This window comes from Stenotrophomonas sp. PFBMAA-4, assembly GCF_030053215.1.
Taxonomy (GTDB): domain Bacteria; phylum Pseudomonadota; class Gammaproteobacteria; order Xanthomonadales; family Xanthomonadaceae; genus Stenotrophomonas.
The window spans coordinates 76,419-92,479 of the sequence record NZ_JASGBW010000012.1 but is presented as its reverse complement, the minus strand read 5'-3'; the positions used below and the strand labels follow the sequence as shown (position 1 = coordinate 92,479).

Annotated in this window: 17 protein-coding genes; 13 read left to right on the top strand and 4 right to left on the bottom strand. The window is 66.7% G+C overall.

What is annotated here, in order from left to right:
* Window positions 1-10: 10 nt before the first annotated feature.
* The 3 genes from QMZ26_RS09850 (at window position 11) to QMZ26_RS09840 (ending at window position 2,844) form a co-directional block, all read left to right on the top strand.
* Window positions 11-574: an adenylate kinase gene (locus QMZ26_RS09850; protein ID WP_079223114.1), complete on the top strand. Its 564-nt coding sequence runs from the start codon at window positions 11-13 to the stop codon at window positions 572-574.
* 330 nt (window positions 575-904) lie between these two features.
* Entirely contained in the window at window positions 905-2,269 is a 1,365-nt protein-coding gene (mpl, locus tag QMZ26_RS09845) for a UDP-N-acetylmuramate:L-alanyl-gamma-D-glutamyl-meso-diaminopimelate ligase (protein WP_283221339.1), read from the top strand.
* The gene (locus QMZ26_RS09840; RefSeq protein ID WP_079223110.1) at window positions 2,266-2,844 is read left to right on the top strand and encodes an LON peptidase substrate-binding domain-containing protein; all 579 of its coding nucleotides are present in this window, start codon (window positions 2,266-2,268) and stop codon (window positions 2,842-2,844) included. Before mpl ends, QMZ26_RS09840 begins: the two co-directional genes overlap by 4 nt.
* Before the next feature lie 200 nt (window positions 2,845-3,044).
* Here the strand turns inward: QMZ26_RS09840 and QMZ26_RS09835 are convergent, their stop codons facing one another.
* Complete coding sequence (locus QMZ26_RS09835) at window positions 3,045-5,039, bottom strand: bifunctional DedA family/phosphatase PAP2 family protein (protein ID WP_283221338.1); 1,995 nt, start codon at window positions 5,037-5,039, stop codon at window positions 3,045-3,047.
* A gap of 85 nt (window positions 5,040-5,124) precedes the next feature.
* Here QMZ26_RS09835 and QMZ26_RS09830 point away from each other — a divergent pair, with 85 nt between their 5' ends.
* The 5 genes from QMZ26_RS09830 (at window position 5,125) to QMZ26_RS09810 (ending at window position 8,512) form a co-directional block, all read left to right on the top strand.
* Complete coding sequence (locus tag QMZ26_RS09830; protein ID WP_283221337.1) at window positions 5,125-5,787, top strand: serine/threonine-protein kinase; 663 nt, start codon at window positions 5,125-5,127, stop codon at window positions 5,785-5,787.
* The gene (locus QMZ26_RS09825) at window positions 5,784-6,290 is read left to right on the top strand and encodes a DUF2867 domain-containing protein (RefSeq protein ID WP_283221336.1); all 507 of its coding nucleotides are present in this window, start codon (window positions 5,784-5,786) and stop codon (window positions 6,288-6,290) included. The genes QMZ26_RS09830 and QMZ26_RS09825 overlap by 4 nt, the downstream gene beginning before the upstream one ends.
* Window positions 6,291-7,017: 727 nt before the next feature.
* A complete protein-coding gene (locus tag QMZ26_RS09820) occupies window positions 7,018-7,488 on the top strand; it encodes a hypothetical protein (RefSeq protein ID WP_283221335.1) in 471 nt (156 codons plus the stop codon).
* Between the two features lie 125 nt (window positions 7,489-7,613).
* Complete coding sequence (locus QMZ26_RS09815; protein WP_200732623.1) at window positions 7,614-8,117, top strand: hypothetical protein; 504 nt, start codon at window positions 7,614-7,616, stop codon at window positions 8,115-8,117.
* A gap of 32 nt (window positions 8,118-8,149) precedes the next feature.
* Window positions 8,150-8,512, top strand: coding sequence for a DUF4288 domain-containing protein (locus QMZ26_RS09810; protein WP_200732624.1), 363 nt, complete (start codon window positions 8,150-8,152; stop codon window positions 8,510-8,512).
* A gap of 66 nt (window positions 8,513-8,578) precedes the next feature.
* On the opposite strand, the gene QMZ26_RS09805 is transcribed toward QMZ26_RS09810, so the two are convergent.
* Window positions 8,579-9,259, bottom strand: coding sequence for a hypothetical protein (locus QMZ26_RS09805; protein WP_283221334.1), 681 nt, complete (start codon window positions 9,257-9,259; stop codon window positions 8,579-8,581).
* Window positions 9,260-9,343: 84 nt separating this feature from the next.
* On the opposite strand from QMZ26_RS09805, the gene QMZ26_RS09800 reads away from it, so the two are divergent.
* The 3 genes from QMZ26_RS09800 to QMZ26_RS09790 all read left to right on the top strand — a co-directional run bounded on the left by QMZ26_RS09800 (window position 9,344) and on the right by QMZ26_RS09790 (window position 12,264).
* Window positions 9,344-10,186, top strand: a complete 843-nt coding sequence (locus tag QMZ26_RS09800; RefSeq protein ID WP_079223103.1) for an NAD(P)-dependent oxidoreductase — start codon at window positions 9,344-9,346, stop codon at window positions 10,184-10,186.
* Window positions 10,187-10,284: 98 nt separating this feature from the next.
* Window positions 10,285-11,280, top strand: coding sequence for a YiiG family protein (locus tag QMZ26_RS09795; RefSeq protein WP_283221333.1), 996 nt, complete (start codon window positions 10,285-10,287; stop codon window positions 11,278-11,280).
* Window positions 11,281-11,313: 33 nt separating this feature from the next.
* Window positions 11,314-12,264 carry a YiiG family protein gene (locus tag QMZ26_RS09790; RefSeq protein WP_283221332.1) on the top strand — a complete coding sequence of 317 codons (951 nt, stop codon included), beginning with the start codon at window positions 11,314-11,316 and terminating at the stop codon, window positions 12,262-12,264.
* Window positions 12,265-12,487: 223 nt separating this feature from the next.
* On the opposite strand, the gene QMZ26_RS09785 is transcribed toward QMZ26_RS09790, so the two are convergent.
* Window positions 12,488-13,360: an ion transporter gene (locus QMZ26_RS09785; protein WP_108760427.1), complete on the bottom strand. Its 873-nt coding sequence runs from the start codon at window positions 13,358-13,360 to the stop codon at window positions 12,488-12,490.
* A 63-nt stretch (window positions 13,361-13,423) separates the two neighbouring features.
* Here QMZ26_RS09785 and QMZ26_RS09780 point away from each other — a divergent pair, with 63 nt between their 5' ends.
* A complete protein-coding gene (locus tag QMZ26_RS09780; RefSeq protein WP_079223099.1) occupies window positions 13,424-14,650 on the top strand; it encodes an acetylornithine transaminase in 1,227 nt (408 codons plus the stop codon).
* A gap of 86 nt (window positions 14,651-14,736) precedes the next feature.
* On the opposite strand, the gene QMZ26_RS09775 is transcribed toward QMZ26_RS09780, so the two are convergent.
* Window positions 14,737-15,339, bottom strand: coding sequence for an HAD-IA family hydrolase (locus QMZ26_RS09775; protein WP_283221331.1), 603 nt, complete (start codon window positions 15,337-15,339; stop codon window positions 14,737-14,739).
* A gap of 122 nt (window positions 15,340-15,461) precedes the next feature.
* On the opposite strand from QMZ26_RS09775, the gene azu reads away from it, so the two are divergent.
* On the top strand, window positions 15,462-15,911 hold the full coding sequence (gene azu / locus QMZ26_RS09770) for an azurin (protein ID WP_283221330.1): 450 nt from the start codon (window positions 15,462-15,464) through the stop codon (window positions 15,909-15,911).
* The last annotated feature ends 150 nt before the right edge of the window (window positions 15,912-16,061 follow it).

The following is a 16,061-nucleotide window of genomic DNA, read 5'->3' as shown; positions in this document are numbered from 1 at the left end:
AGTCAGGTCAATGCGATTGGTTCTGTTGGGACCGCCCGGTTCGGGCAAGGGGACGCAGGCGACGCGCCTGAAGGAAAAGCTGGGCATCGCCCATATTTCGACCGGTGACATGCTGCGCGCGGAAATCGCCGCGGGCTCGGAGCTGGGCAAGCAGGCCAAGGCGGTGATGGATGCCGGCAACCTGGTGTCCGATGACATCCTGCTGGGCATGCTGGAGTCGCGCCTGACCCAGGCCGATGTCGCCAAGGGCTTCATCCTGGACGGCTACCCGCGCAATGTGGCCCAGGCCAATGCGATGGACGGCCTGCTGGCCAAGATCGGCCAGCCGCTGGACGCCGTGGTGCAGCTGGACGTGGCCACCGAGCTGCTGGTCGAGCGCATCGCCGGCCGCGCCCAGGAACAGGGCCGCGCCGACGACAACCCGGAAGCGGTGCGCCAGCGCCTGCAGGTCTACAACGACCAGACCGCCCCGGTGGTCGACTTCTATGCCGGCCGTGGCACCCTGGCCCGCGTCGATGGCGTCGGTGACCTGGATGAGATCGAAGCCCGCATCCTGGCGGCGATCAAGGGCTGATGGCGGTCGGCCGGCCCGGTGCCGGCCACCGTGCAGCCACGACGAAACAGGCCTGGTCCTTGCGGACCAGGCCTGTTTCGTTTCATAGGTGCCAGCGATGAGCTTGCTCAGGGCTCCGCAGCATGAGCTCCCTTGGGGATGGCCTCTTGGGGAGTAGGACCGGTTCGGGTACTACGGCTGGCTTCCTGAATTGTGTACGGGTTCACATACCTGCGCTATCGGGAATTCCCTGACAGACGATTGGAGTTTTCTCACAACCGGTGTAGGAGTTGTCTGACCCCATTGCAGACAATGGCCCTATACAGCCGTGATCGGTCACAATCCCCGGTCATGAGCAGCGTACATATCCTTGCAATCGCCGGCACCTTCATGGGTGGCGTGGCCGCCCTGGCACGGGAACTGGGCCACACGGTCAGCGGCAGCGACCAGGCCATCTATCCGCCGATGTCCACCCAGCTGGAGCAGCTGGGCATCGCCCTGGACCAGGGCTACCGCGCCGACAGCGTGCCGCCGGGCACCGCCGAGGTGGTGATCGGCAACGCCCTGTCGCGCGGCAATCCGGCCGTGGAAGCCGTGCTCGATGCCGGCCAGCGCTACATCTCCGGCGCCCAGTGGCTGTCCGAGCAGGTCCTGCCGGGCCGCGACACGCTGGCCGTGGCCGGCACCCACGGCAAGACCACCACCACCACCATCCTGACCTGGCTGCTGGAAAGCGCCGGGCGCTCGCCGGGCTTCCTGATCGGTGGCGTGGCCGAGGATTTCGGCGTCTCCGCCCGCCTGGGCCAGGGCCGCGAGTTCGTGGTCGAGGCCGATGAGTACGACACCGCCTTCTTCGACAAGCGCAGCAAGTTCGTGCACTACCGGCCGCTGGTGGCCATCCTCAACAACCTCGAATACGACCACGCCGACATCTTCCCGGACGTGGAGGCCATCGAGCGCCAGTTCCACCACCTGGTGCGCACGGTGCCCGCGCGCGGCCGCCTGATCGTCAATGGCGAGGACGCGCACCTGGCCAAGGTGCTGCAGATGGGCTGCTGGACCCCGGTCGAGCGCTTCGGTTTCGACCCGTCGCTGGAATGGCATGCCGAGCTGCTGGCCGCCGATGGGAGCGCGTTCCGCGTGCATCACCGTGGGCAAGCGCTGGGCGATGTGCACTGGTCACTGCTGGGCCGCCACAACGTGCTCAACGGCCTGGCCGCACTGGCCGCCGCACATGCGGTGGGCGTGGCCCCCGCCGAGGTGATCCCGGCGCTGGCGCGCTTCCGCAGCGTGAAGCGCCGCATGGAAGTGATCGGCAGCCACGACGGCATCACCGTCTACGATGATTTCGCCCACCACCCCACGGCGATCGCGACCACGCTCGAAGGCCTGCGTGCCAAGGTCGGCGACGCGCGCATCGTGGTGGCGATGGAGCCGCGCAGCAATTCGATGCGGCTGGGTGCGCACGCGCAGGCGCTGGCGCCGTCGCTGGCACTGGCCGACGAAGTGGTGTTCCTGCACCGGCCGGAACTGGCCTGGGATGCCGCAGCGGTGATCGCCGCCGTGCGTGGCCAGGCCCATGCCGTGCCGGACACCGACGCGCTGCTGGCACAGCTGCAGTCCAGCGTGCGCAGCGGTGACCACGTGGTGTTCATGTCCAACGGTGGCTTCGACGGCGCCCCTCGCCGCTTCCTCGCCGCCCTGCAGGCCCGATGAGTACCGACGTTTCGCTGCCGTTGTTTCCGCTGCACACCACGCTGGTGCCCGGCGCGGCGGTTGGCCTGCGCGTGTTCGAGCGCCGCTACCTGGATTTGGTGCGCGACACCGGCCGCAGCGGCGAGGGCTTCGGCGTCTGCCTGATCCTGGAGGGACAGGAAGTGGGCGAACCGGCCACCCCGGCCGCCTACGGCGTGCAGGTGCGCATCGAGGATTTCGATGTCGGTGCCGATGGCGTGCTGCAGCTGCGCCTGCGCGGCACCCGCCGCTTCCATGTCGAGCGTACCCGCGTGCGCGACAACGGCCTGGTCGTGGCCGATGTGCGCTGGTGCGAAGAGGACCCCGATGACGAACTGAAGCCACAGCATGCGCTGCTGGCCACGGTGCTGGGGCACATCATCGAGCAGGCGGGCGAGGCGTATGCGCCGGCGAACCCGGCGTTGCTGGACCAGGCCAGCTGGGTCGGCTGGCGGCTGGCCGAACTGCTGCCGCTGGGCGAGCAGCAGCGCCTGCAGCTGCTGCAGATGGACGACCCGCACCAGCGGTTGCAGCAGTTGCTGGGCTGGATGCCGTAACAGCCATCCACGCGTGGCGTGGATCTACGGGAACGGCCATCCACGCATGGCGTGGATCTACGGGAACGGCCATCCACGCATGGCGTGGATCTACTGTAGAGCCGAGCCGATGCTCGGCTTGCCGGATCGCGCGAAGATCAGCCGAGCACAGGCTCGGCTCTACACGTTCCGGTAGCGCCGGGCCATGCCCGGCGGATCCATCACGGCTGCGTCTTCAACCGCAGCACCGGCAACCCGGTCTCGGCATGCACGTCCTCGTGCTGCGGCATGCCCTGCACGGCGTCCTTCACCGCATTGAACGCGGGGTCGATGCCACGCACCGGATGCCACATCCCGATCCACTCGAAGTGGCGCTCGTAGCGCAGGGTCTGCGCACTGCCCAGCCACAGCGGCACTTCGCCCGGCTGCAGCTGGCCCGGTGCCTGCCACAGGCGCAGCACGTAACGCTCATCCGGCCTTGCGCCCTGGCGCACCATCAGCAGGGCCTCCACGCGCGTTTCCAGCGTGGCCGGCAGCACCGGCAGTTCGTCGGCGCCGGTGTTCTTGTCCAGCATCAGCAGCGCTTCTTCCCAGCCGGCCTGCGCCTGCACGGTCCAGCCGCGCGCCTGCAGCTGGGCCTGCAGCGGCGCCAGCGGGCCGGCCACCTGCACGTCCAGCGGCCAGCGCTGGTCATCGTCGAACTCGTTGCGGCGCGCCGGTAGCTTGGCCCAGTCATGCTGCCACCAGGCCTGCATGTCGATCGCAGTGGGTGCGGGCAGGGTCGGTTCGAAGCGTTCCAGCTTCACCGGGATGTTGCGCGGCGCGTACCACATGGCCGCCACTGCGAAGACGCCGTAGAACAGCCACGCCACCGGCTTCACCCAGAACGAGCGGTTGAAGCGGCGGCGGTAGGCGATGCCCAGCACCAGCAGCCAGAACGTGCCGAACAGCATCCCGCCGATGACATCGCTCAGCCAGTGCGCGCCCAGGTAAAGGCGCGAGAAGCCGATCAGGCTGACCACGATGCCCGACACCAGGTACGGCCAGACGCGGGTGCGGCCGGGCATCTCGCGGGCGATCAGCACCGCGAAGAAGCCGAAGGTGATGGTGGCCATTGTGACCGACACCGAGGGGAAGCCGAAGCCGCTGCTGGCATCGACCGGGCGCACCACGTCCACGGTGGTGCCCAGCAGCTTGGTCAGCGCCAGGCCGAAGGCCAGTGCGGCCAGCCAGTGCGCGGCGGCCATCCAGCGCCGGCGCCATACCAGGTAGCCCATGGCCGCGGCGGTGGCCGGCATCAGCACCTGCCACGCGCCCAGCGAGGCCAGTGCCGCCATCGGGTAGTCGGCCAACGGGTTGCGCAGGGCCAGCATGGCCTGGTGCACCAGCAGGTCGATGGCCAGCGGTTCGCCATGGGCGACCACCACGGTCAGCAGCGCGAACCAGCCCCAGCCCAGCAACAGCAGCATCAGCGCCAGCATCGCCAGCGGTACCGATTCACGACGCTTGGGGTCGAGCACGCCCACCGTGTAGCGGCCCAGCGTGGGATGGCGGTTGGACCAGTCCAGCAGGCGCGCCAGCCAGTGGTCCATGCGCGCAGCCGACCAGCGGTAGCCGTACAGCACGATGGCCCAGACCAGGCCCAAGATGACCATCAGCAGGCCGACCACCACCACCAGGCGTCCAGCAACAGCGGCAACCGCGTCATACGCCTCGCCCAGGATCCAGCCCGGGGCCAGGAACAGCACCGCCCAGGACAGGCTGGCGATGCCGCTGGCCTGCACGTAGCGGCTGGCCGGCATCTTCAGCATGCCGGCGATGGCGGGCACGAACGGCCGGATGGCGCCGACATAGCGCGCAATCAGGATGCTCTTGAAGGCATTGCGGCGGAACAGGTTCTCGCCACGGTCCAGCAGCTGCGGGTAGCGGCTGAACGGCCAGACCCGACGCAGGCGGTCGCCCCAGCGGCGGCCGATCCAGTAACTGATGCCATCACCAGCAAACGCACCCAGCGCTGCCGCCGCCACCGCATACGGCCCGGAGATCTGCCCCAGGCCGATGAACACGCCCACTGCGAACAGCAGGGGCAGCGCCGGCACGATGGCACCGAGAATGATGACCGCATCGCAGAAGGCGATCAGAAAAATAACCGCGCCCGCGAGTACGGGATGGGCGGCAATCCACGCGAGGGTGGCGTCGATCCATGAAGAGTCCATTGCCCGATTATAGAGGCGTGAAGGTGACTGGTTCCCAGCGGCTTGGTGACCGTTTGCAACCAGCGCCATCGCCTAGAATGGGCGCATGCCGCACTCGACCGACGCTCCAACGCATGCCCTGAAGGCCGACAGCTTCGGCCGCATCCTGCTCGTGCAGGGGCCGCAGGGCCCCTTCGTACGCCGCGACCTGGGCGCAACGCCGCTGTGGCTGCGCGTGCCGGCGTGGTGGCTGGCCCGCCGCGAAGCACGCGCGCTGCGACATATCGAGGGCATGGCCGACGTGCCGCAGCTGCTGGACTGGGACGGTCGCCACCTCGACCGCAGCTTCATGGCCGGCGATGCCATGTACCAGCGCCCGCCGCGCGGCGACCTCGCCTGGTTCCGTGCTGCGCGCCGGCTGCTGCAGCAACTTCACCGGCGCGGCGTCGCCCACAACGACCTGGCCAAGGAGGCCAACTGGCTGGTGACCGCGGACGGCCGCCCGGCACTGATCGACTTCCAGCTGGCGGTGATCGGCCACCCGCGCTCGCGCTGGATGCGCCTGCTCGCCCGCGAAGACCTGCGCCACCTGCTCAAGCACAAGCGCATGTACTGCCGCGAATCGCTCACCCCGGTGGAGAAGCGCGTGCTCAAGCGCACTTCGTGGGTGCGCGAGCTGTGGTTCGCCATCGGCAAGCCGGTCTACCGCTTTGTCACCCGCCGCATCCTGCATTGGGAAGACAACGAAGGGCAGGGGCCGAAGCCGTGAGTCCATCGCAGGTGGTGACCGCGCCGCCGAGCGCGGGCAGCGTGCTGCGCGCGCAGCTGCCCGGTGCCGACTTCGTGCACGCCTGCCAGGCCCGCACCCATCGCAACGGCCGCAGCGCCCTGCAGGCCTACCGTGACATGGCGGCGACCATCCCCGGCTGGTTCGATGGCCTGATGGCGCTGCGCAACCGCGGCATGCGCCTGCTCGGCATGAAGGACCTGGGCTCGTTGCGCGCCGTGCAGGACACCGCCGCGCCGAGAGCGGGCCAGCGTCTGGGCATCTTCACCCTGCAGTCGCTGGATGAGGACGCCATCGTGCTGGAAGACAACGACCGCCATCTGCGCGTGCAGCTTGCGCTGCAGTGGCAGGGCGACGTGCTGGAAGTGGCCACCGTGGTGCATACCCACAACGCGTTCGGGCGCGTCTACATGCTGCCGGTGGCGCCGGTGCATCGACGGATCGTGCCGCATCTGCTGCGCAGGCAGGTGCAGGCCTACGACTGAAGACGGGATGTGTTGCGAAGCGTCGAGCCGGCCCGCATGGTGCGGGTGCGCATGCGGACGCAAGGGGACGGCGTGAATCAAATCATAGTCTGGCAGGGCCGCGCGGCCCAGTTCGTGACACTGGTGGCGTGGTCGAAGCGGCCCCCTATGAGACGCTGCGCAGGAGCGGATTCATCGGCGCCAAAGTTCGAGGCTCGGGTATCGTGGAAGAGTTTGTAAATGCCTTCTACGGTCTTGCGTCTTGGGATGATTGGTATGTGCCGGACTATCTTGATGCCTTCTTGATTTCGGCTAGCAAGAAACCGACTGATCGTCTTGTGTACTCGGGAAGGCACGCTGTATAGAAGAAGGGGGTGCCTGTGCATCGATGGCTGGATGACTCATCAAGGAAGATCGCGTGAGGGGGCGTCTGGTTCATGGCTGTTCTGCTGTGCGGAGTGTTGATTGCCTGCAAGGGGAGCATGCACGGCAACGTCGCTGTCCCGTATCCTGACCGCTGCGCCCATCGCCGGAATCCGCAAGCTGATATCCGTCGCAGCAGATCATGACGCCGGAGACGGCGGGCTGCCCTCGGGCGTTGAGGTCACCTACTCGGTCGTGGCCGTGGACACGCTGGACCAAGTGCAGCGTCTTCCCCGCGGCGATGCCATCGAGGTTCTGTACCAGGAATAGAGTCGGGCAAGGCGGAGACGCGCTGTAAAAAATTCTAAGCCGGATGAGGTGATCCATGCTGGTCGGTTTGAAAAAGATCCATAGGCTGCTCCCAATGGTCCTTCTGTTGTGGGCCGTTGAGTCGACTGCGCAGGTTGCCGCTGAAGGTGGAGGGCGGTGTCAGGATCTGACAGGTGCGTACGAGGGAGTTCAGTACTGCCAGATTCCGATCCATGCGCTCCTTGCCAACTCGGTCGATTACAAGAACAGGAACGTTGCAGTGTTTGGTTATCTTCTTCATGGAGAGGGAGGTGGGGATGTCCTTGGGCCGTCAGCCGATGCTCTCCGTCGCATTGATTTCATCGCATGCGCGGCGGTGGACCTTGATGGTGTGAGATATGAGGATTCTTCGGACGTGCTCGAGCCGGGAGTATATTTTGCAATGGTGCAGGGGGTTTACGTTGATGGGGCGGTGAATGGCGCGTGCGTAGGGTCCATTAAACGACCGATCATTTCGAGAGTATCGAAAGTTGAAGAGGCGGATTGAGTGGTGTTGCGCATCCAGGGAGTGGGCAAGCTTCCCTGCTCGGTAGCTTGCCCGATGGTTGATGTTCGGGTGAGTCGCGTTTGTCGGTCAGCGCAGGCATTGATGTCGCCGGAAAGGTGGGGGCGATGATTGATTCTGATGAATCGGCTGATGTTGCGAAAACGCTTGCCTGGTACAGGAGCAGTTTCTTCGAAGGCTGTGAAGAGGGCTTTGTTGCGGACTTCATGGTTTTCTGTTGGCAGACCCTTGATCCAGGGAATGTCGCAGCCACGGATCTGCGCGGCGATCTTTTCGATGCCTGCGCTGGGCAGCTCCGCGAACTCCTGCAGTCGGTTGAAGAAACCTGCGGGCCGTGGAGTCCGCCTGCCTTCTGGAAGCGCTACATCGAGTGGGCTGACTACGCGACCCTGTTCAGCATCGAAGATCAAAGGGAATTCGCGCAGCATGATCCCGGCTATATCGAGCCCGCGTTCTCCGTGTTCGCGTTCACCGGAGGGCAGGAGATGCGGGCAGAGGCGATGACCGTGCTCGCCGGTTGTGCGGCCTCCAGCACCAAGCGGGCATCGTATGTGAGGTCCGTCATCGAAAGCCGCCTTCGCATCGAAGCATTCGCGGCCCGCACGCGTTGATTTCAGCACCAGAAAATTGATCGGGGTGATCCATGTGGTACTGCGCGCACGCCATCTTCTACTACGAAAGCGAAGGACAGGAATCGTTCCTGGTGCATGAGAACGTCTACCTGATCAGCGCGGACAGCGACGAGCAGGCGCTGGCGGATGCAACGGCTCTGGCCTCCGAGTACGAGGATCTGAGCGGCCGCCTGATGGGGGACGACGGCAAGCCATCCCACTACCGGTTCGCCGGAATCCGCAAGCTGATATCAGTGGAGACTGACGAGCACACTGCTGAGGGACGCCTGCACTCCGGTGTGGAAGTAACGTACTCGGTCATGGCCGTGGACACGCTGGACCAAGTGCAGCGTCTTGCCGGCGGTGATGCCCTCGACGTTCTGTACCAGGAATAGACCAAGGCCGCCGAGCCCGGTTCGGTAGCGCCGGGCCATGCCTGGCGGGCACGCAACGTTCCGGTATCACGGCGCCGCCGGCACCACCTGCTGGCCGATGAAATTGCGCTTGCCATCGAAGTCATAGCCGATCTGCAGCTGGCCGACATCCGGGCAGGCATGGCAGTCGCGCAGCGGCGTGCGGTACAGCAGGCGGATGCCGCCCTCATCAAGCGGTGCAGTACCGGCCGCCTGCGCGGGTGCGAACGGGGTGGCCTGCGGATGCGCGGCCAGTACGGCCTGCACGCCCGGATCGGCGCGCAGGGTGTCGTCCAGCTGCACCGCGTCGACATCGATGCGCTTGCCACCGGCATCCACCAGTCGCGTGCCTTCGTTGGTGTTGGCGCGGAACGGATATTCCACCGTAGCCACGCCCAGGCCATCGTGTTCATGCCAGGCCGTCACGTAGGCCAGCTCGCCGCCGGTGGACAGCTGCTCGGCAGCGGCGACGGCATCGGCGCTGGCGCCGGCGGACTTCATCGTCTCGGCCAGGCACGCGCGCGTGGCGTTGTTCTCGCCCTGGCGGCATGCGTTGAGGTCGCCATCCCAGACCACCGACTCGCTCCAGCGCAGTGAACCATCGGCCGCCTTGCTGGCGGCAGGCGCATCGCCCGTGGCGGGTTCGGTGCCGGGTTCAGGCGAACGGCCCTGGCAGGCGGTGAGCAGGGCCAGGCCCAGGGCAGGCAGCAGCAGGCGGGAACGGCGCATGGCGTATACCTCGTGCGTGTGACCGGGGCGCCAGTATCGTCAACGCGCGGTGAACTCCGCGTCGGCGCGGCATACTAGCGGCTCATGGCATACGCTGGAGTGTGGAACGTGGGCAGTCTGCAGGGCAAAACCCTTTTCATCACCGGTGCCTCGCGTGGCATCGGCCTGGCCATCGCACTGCGTGCGGCACGCGATGGCGCCAACGTGGCCATCGCTGCGAAGTCGTCGGTGCCCAACCCGAAGCTGCCCGGCACCATCCACAGCGCCGCCGAAGCGGTGACCGCAGCCGGTGGCCAGGGCCTCGCGCTGAAGTGCGACATCCGCGAAGAGGACCAGGTGAAGGCTGCCGTGGCCGCCACGGTCGATACCTTCGGTGGCATCGACATCCTCATCAACAACGCCAGCGCGATCTGGCTGCGCGGCGCGCTGGACACGCCAATGAAGCGGTTCGACCTGATGCAGCAGGTCAATTCGCGCGGCAGTTTCCTGTGCGCGCAGGCCTGCCTGCCTTACCTGCTGCAGGCGCCCAACCCGCACATCCTGACCCTGGCGCCGCCGCCCAGCCTGGAACCGAAGTGGTGGGGCCCGCATACCGGCTACACGCTGGCCAAGATGGGCATGAGCTTCGTTACCCTCGGCCTGGCCGCTGAATTCGGCCCGCAGGGCGTGGCGGTCAATGCGCTGTGGCCGCGCACCGTCATCGCCACCGATGCGATCAACATGATCCCCGGCGTGGATGCGGCCGGCTGCCGCACGCCGCAGATCATGGCCGACGCCGCACACGCGGTGCTGGTGCGCGAGGCCGCCGGTTTCCACGGCCGTTTCCTCATTGATGACGAGGTGCTGGCCGAAGCCGGTGTGACCGATCTGTCCGCTTACGCGGTGGACGCCTCGCGGCCGCTGCTGCCGGACCTGTTCCTGGATTGATCGGCGACGAGTGCTTCTGAGGCAGTGGTCAAGGATGGCCACCGCCAAGGTTGGGTAGAATGTGGGGCTGGAACCGTTTTCAACAAGGACGTACCCCTATGCGACCGATGCTCCGCGCGGCCACCCTGGCTGCTTCGCTCTCCCTTGCCCTGGCTGCCTGTGGTGGCAAGCCTGCAGCCCCGGCCGATGCCGCCGCCAACGCCGGCAAGGGCGACACGGCGGCCGCCGACACCGGGGCCGACAGCGACCAGGCCCTGATGGGCAAGCTCAACGGCTACATCGAGTGCTACAACGATGTGGACCGCAAGATCCACGCGGGCATCGGCCCGTACACGGTCTGGATGAAGGATCCCGAGGCCGGCCCGACCGGTCGCGAGGAACGCCCGATCGGTCCGCCGGACCTGACCGCCGGTGACCTCAAGCTCTGCGACAAGGCACTGCCCGAAGCCATCGCCGCGCAGCCGTCGCTGCCCGAACTGGACAAGGCTGCGCAGGGCTACCTGGATGCACTGCATGCACTGCAGCCGATCACCCACGAAGCGGCCGACTACTACCAGCGCGACGACTACGAAGACGATGGCTTCGCGCGCGGCAAGGCGCTGCACGCGCCGTTGATGTCTGCATTCGGCACCTTCGTCGAGGCCAGCGGTGTGTTCAGCGATGCGCTGGATGTCGCGAACGACCGCCTGCAGGACTCCCAGCTGGCCAAGGTGGAAGCGCAGGAAGGCCGTACCCGCAACTTCTATCGGTTGGCCATCATGCGTGATGCCAAGGCGCTGATGGACCTGATGGCCGAAGACAACTTCGACGTGACCGAGGCGCGCCGGCGCCTGGATGCGTTCAACGCGATCTCCGACGAGGCCCACGCCAAGGTGGCTGAGCAGGAGCCGGGCAAGCTGGACTGGAACAGCTTCGAGCGCACCGCCGAGAATTTCCGCCGCGAGAGCAAGGAGCGCCTCAAGCGCGTCGCGGAGAAGACTCCTTACAGCGACATCGAGCGGCGCATGCTGGACACCACCATGGCACCGCACGGCTCGCCGGGTAAGCTGATGCAGGAATACAACTCACTGGTATTCCAGAGCAACCGCCAATAAGGCGGTGCTCTTTTTTTTCTGCAAGGAACTGATGTGAACGCTTCTGTACGTGTACTGCCGGTGCTGCTGCTCGGCGCCGTGGCCGGCCTGGCCGGCTGCAACAACTCCACCGGCCTGTCGCTGGCTGATCCCAGCCTGGCCAAGGTCAATGCCTACATCGAGTGCTACAACGGTGTGGAGCAGCCCATCCACGAGGGTTTCGAGACCTACACCGGCTGGATCAAGGATGTCGAGGCCGGCCCGACCGGCAAGGAAGCGCAGCCGCGCTCGCCGGGCAAGGTGCTTTCGCACCGGGTGGAGTACTGCGGCCAGCCGCTGACCGATGCCCTGGCGATGGCACCGGCGACGCCGATGGATGCGTCGGTGCGCGACTACCAGCAGGCATTCCAGGCCTTGTACGCGAAGATCGAGCAGGCCGATGGCTACTTCACCCGCGAGGAATTCCGTCGCGATGGTGGCGAAGGCATGCGCAGCCAGCATGCGCCGCTGATGCAGGCCTATGCGGCCTTCTTCAAGGCCAGCGACGCACTGGATGTGGCGCTGGAAAAGAACGAGGAAGACCGCCGTGCCGCGCAGCTGAAGCAGATCGAAAAGAGCGAAGGCCGCTCGATGGCCTATTACCACCTGCGCCTGGTGGGCGAGGGCAAGCAGCTTGCGGTGGCCTTCCAGGATGAGAAGCCGGACGTCGCCGCGCTGCGTACGCGCCTGGCGGATTACGAGGCGCTGGTGAAGGAAATGCAGGCGGCTGGCATCGGCAAGGACGACCCGATGTGGGGCCATGTGCAGCGCTCGGCCGAGATGCTGATCCGCAAGGCCGGCCGTGGCATCGAACGCATCGAGCAGGGCAAGCCGATCAGCGCCGAAGGTCTGGCTGCCGAGCGCAAGGCCTCCGGCAGCTGGCTCACCTCGGCCCCGGAAGGCGCGCAGTCGGACATCCTGGATGCGTACAACGACCTGGTGACCACCAGCAACCGCATGCGCTGACGGGTACTGATCTGGTGGGTGCGGACCGTTGGTCCGCACTGTGCCGGGTCTTATCCACGCATGGCGTGGATCTACTGGCTCTGGTGCACCCACGCATGCTGGTGACCACCAGCAACCGCATGCGCTGACGGGTGCATCCACGCATGGCGTGGATCTACTGACTCTGGTGGGTGCGGACCGTTGGGCCGCACTGTGCAGGTTCTCACCCACGCATGGCGTGGATCTACGTGTTGAAGGTGTCCGGCAGGGCACTGCCGCACCTGCGGCAATGGCGCGCGTCGGGTTCGTGGCCTTCCAGCCCGCAGTGCGGGCAGCCACGCGCATCCCGGCGCGCCGCCATGTCGGCCTCGCGCATGGTGCTGGCCAGCTCGGCGGTGTAGATGCCGGTGGGCACGGCGATGATGCTGTAGCCGATCAGGATCAGCACCGAGGTGACGAAGCGGCCCAGCACGGTCTGCGGCACGATGTCGCCGAAGCCGACCGTGGCCATGGTCACCACCGCCCAGTACATGCTGGCCGGGATGTTGCTGAACCCATGCGCCGGGCCCTCGATGATGTACATCAGGGTGCCGGCGATGATCGTGATGGTGATGACCGTGAACAGGAACAGCAGGATCTTGCGCCGGCTGCGCCACAGCGACTGCAGCAGGACGCCGCTTTCCTCGATGTAGCGGGTCAGCTTGAGGATGCGGAACACCCGCAGCATGCGCAGTGCGCGCACCACCAGCAGGCTCTGCGCGCCGGGGATGAACAGCGACAGATAGGCCGGCAGGATCGACAGCAGGTCGATGATGCCCCAGATGCTGACCGCGTAGCGCAGCGGCCGCTTCACCACCGCCAGCCGCAGCAGGTACTCGATCGTGAACAGGGCGGTGAAGCCCCATTCGATGACGTACAGCCAGTCCGACCACGCCACGTGCAGGTGCTGCACGCTGTCGATCATCACCACCAGGATGCTGGCGATGATGGCCACCACCAGGATCAGGTCGAAATTGCGGGACGGCCGGGTGTCGTGGCGGTAGATGATGTCGAACCAGGTCCGGCGCCAGCCGGAAGCGGTGGCGGGGTTCAGCTGGGGGGCGGAAAACGGGCGCATCCGCACATTGTGCCGCAGGGGCTGGGGGGCGAGAATGGGGGTTCCTGAACCCACTCCACTGCCATGACCGCCGCTACCGATCCGTTGATCTCCCTGTCGCACTACTACCTGCCGGTGTACAAGCCCCGCCAGGTGGTGCTGGAGCGAGGCCAGGGCGCCCGCGTGTGGGACAGCCAGGGCCGCGAGTTCATCGACCTGGCCGCCGGCATTGCCGTGTGCGGCCTGGGCCATAACGACCCGGACCTGGTGGCCGCGCTGGTCGAGCAGGCCGGCAAGCTGTGGCACACCAGCAACGTGTTCTACAGCGCGCCGCCGCTGCACCTGGCCGAGGAACTGGTGCAGGCCAGCCGCTTCGCCGAGCGCGTGTTCCTGTGCAATTCCGGCGCCGAAGCCAACGAAGTGGCGATCAAGATGGTCCGCAAGTGGGCCTCCAGCAAGGGTCGCCCGGCCGACAAGCGCGTCATCATCACCTTCCGCGGCAGCTTCCACGGCCGCACCATGGGCGCGGTGACCGCCACCGCCCAGCCGAAGTACCAGGAAGGCTACGAGCCGCTGCCCGGTGGTTTCCGCTACATCGACTTCAACGATGAAGTGCAGCTGGAAACCGCGATGGCCGCCGGCGACGTGGCCGCCGTCATGCTTGAGCCGGTGCAGGGCGAGGGCGGCGTGATGCCGGCCAAGTCCGGCTTCCTCAAGCGCGTGCGCGAGCTGTGCGACCAGCACGATGCCCTGCTGGTGCTGGACGAGATCCAGGCCGGCATGGGCCGCACCGGTACCCTGTTCGCGCACTGGCAGGACGACGTGGTGCCGGACATGGTCACCCTGGCCAAGGCACTGGGCGGTGGCTTCCCGATCGGCGCGATGCTGGCCGGCCCGAAGGTGGCCGAGACCATGCAGTTCGGCGCCCACGGCACCACCTTTGGTGGCAACCCGCTGGCCGCTGCCGTGGCCCGCGTGGCCCTGCGCAAGCTGGCCTCGCCGGAGATCGCCGCCAACGTCAGCCGCCAGTCGAAGGCGCTGCGCGATGGGTTTGCCCGCATCAGCGAAGAGTTCGGCGTGTTCAGTGGCGTGCGGGGCCGCGGCCTGATGCTGGGCGCGGTGCTGAGCCCGGCCTTCGCCGGCCAGGCCGGTGCCATCCTCGACCATGCCGCCGACCAGGGCCTGCTGACACTGCAGGCCGGCCCGGACGTGCTGCGCTTCGTGCCGTCGCTGAACATCACCGACGAAGAAGTGGCCGAAGGCCTCAAGCGCCTGCACGCCGCAATCGCAGCGTTCGTCGCCGCGCGCTGATCCCGGCGTCGGGGGGCACTGTAGAGCCGAGCCCATGCTCGGCTCCTCGTGGTGTCAGGCAACGGCAGCCGAGCATGGGCTCGGCTCTACAGGATCGCGTAGCGCTTCAGTACCTTGCCCAGCCCGCGCCCGTCGCGCACCGTTTCCGCGTGCAGGCCGGCAGCGCGTGCGCCGCGCACGTTGGCGAACAGATCATCGACGAACAGGGTGCGCGCAGGCGCCACCTGCAGCACCTCGAGCACGCGCAGGAACACCGCCGGCTGCGGTTTGCGCAGGCCGAAGTCGGCACTGCAGAACACCCGGCCATTCAGTGCGGGGAACAGCGACGGCAGCAGGCTGGGCAGTGCCTGCACCATCAACGCACCGTTGTTGGTCAGCACCGCCAGCGGCACCTGCAGATGCTCAAGGCGCTGCAGCACCGCGTCCTGTGGATGGCTGGCGGCCTGGCGCGCGGCAATCCACGTGGGTGCATCCACCGTACGCCCCAGTTGTTGGCCCAGGCGTGCAAGATAGGCGGTGGCATCGAGCGCGCCACTGTCATGCGCCGTTTCCAGCCCGCTTTCATACAGTGCTGCCTGTACCGACGCGGCCGGCACATCCAGCGCCTGCGCCAGGTGCAGCACGCGCTGCGTGCGCTGGTACTGCACCAGCACGCCGTCCACATCCAGCAGCAACAGGTCGATCCGCATGGCCTGAGCATGCCATTGCCGTCGATGCGCGAACACCCTGCCGCGTGCGTGCGACAGACGGTCGCAGACGATGGCGGGTGGCCCTGCCTAGAATGGCCGGTGAACCAGAAGGAGACGCAACGATGAAGGCTTGGATGGTGGCAGTGGGACTGGGTACGGTGATGCTGGCGCCGTCGGCGATGGCGCGCGTGTGCGCGGTAAGCATCGACAGCACCGATCAGATGAGCTTCAGCACGCGCCAGATCAAGGTGGCCGCCGACTGCAGCGAAGTGGACCTGACCCTGCGCCACACCGGCAAGCTGGCGGCCACGGCGATGGGCCACAACTGGGTGCTGACCCGCACCGCCGACTACCAGCCGGTGGCGATGGCCGGCATGCGCATGACCCTGGCCGACAGCTATCTGCCCAAGGCCGACAAGCGCGTGCTGGCGCACACCAAGGTGATCGGCGGCGGCGAAACCACGCGCGTGCGTTTCTCCACCAAGGGCCTGCAGAAGGGCGGCGATTACACCTTCTTCTGCTCGTTCCCCGGCCACTTCGCGATGATGAAGGGCAGCTTCGTCTTCGGTTGATTGCAGCCACGCATGGCGTGGCTCTACCGGTAGATCCACGCCATGCGTGGATGCCGTGCCACGGCAATGCGTGGTAGATCCACGCCATGCGTGGATGCCGTGCCACGGCAATGCGTGGTAGATCCACGCCATGCGTGGATGATGGTCCGG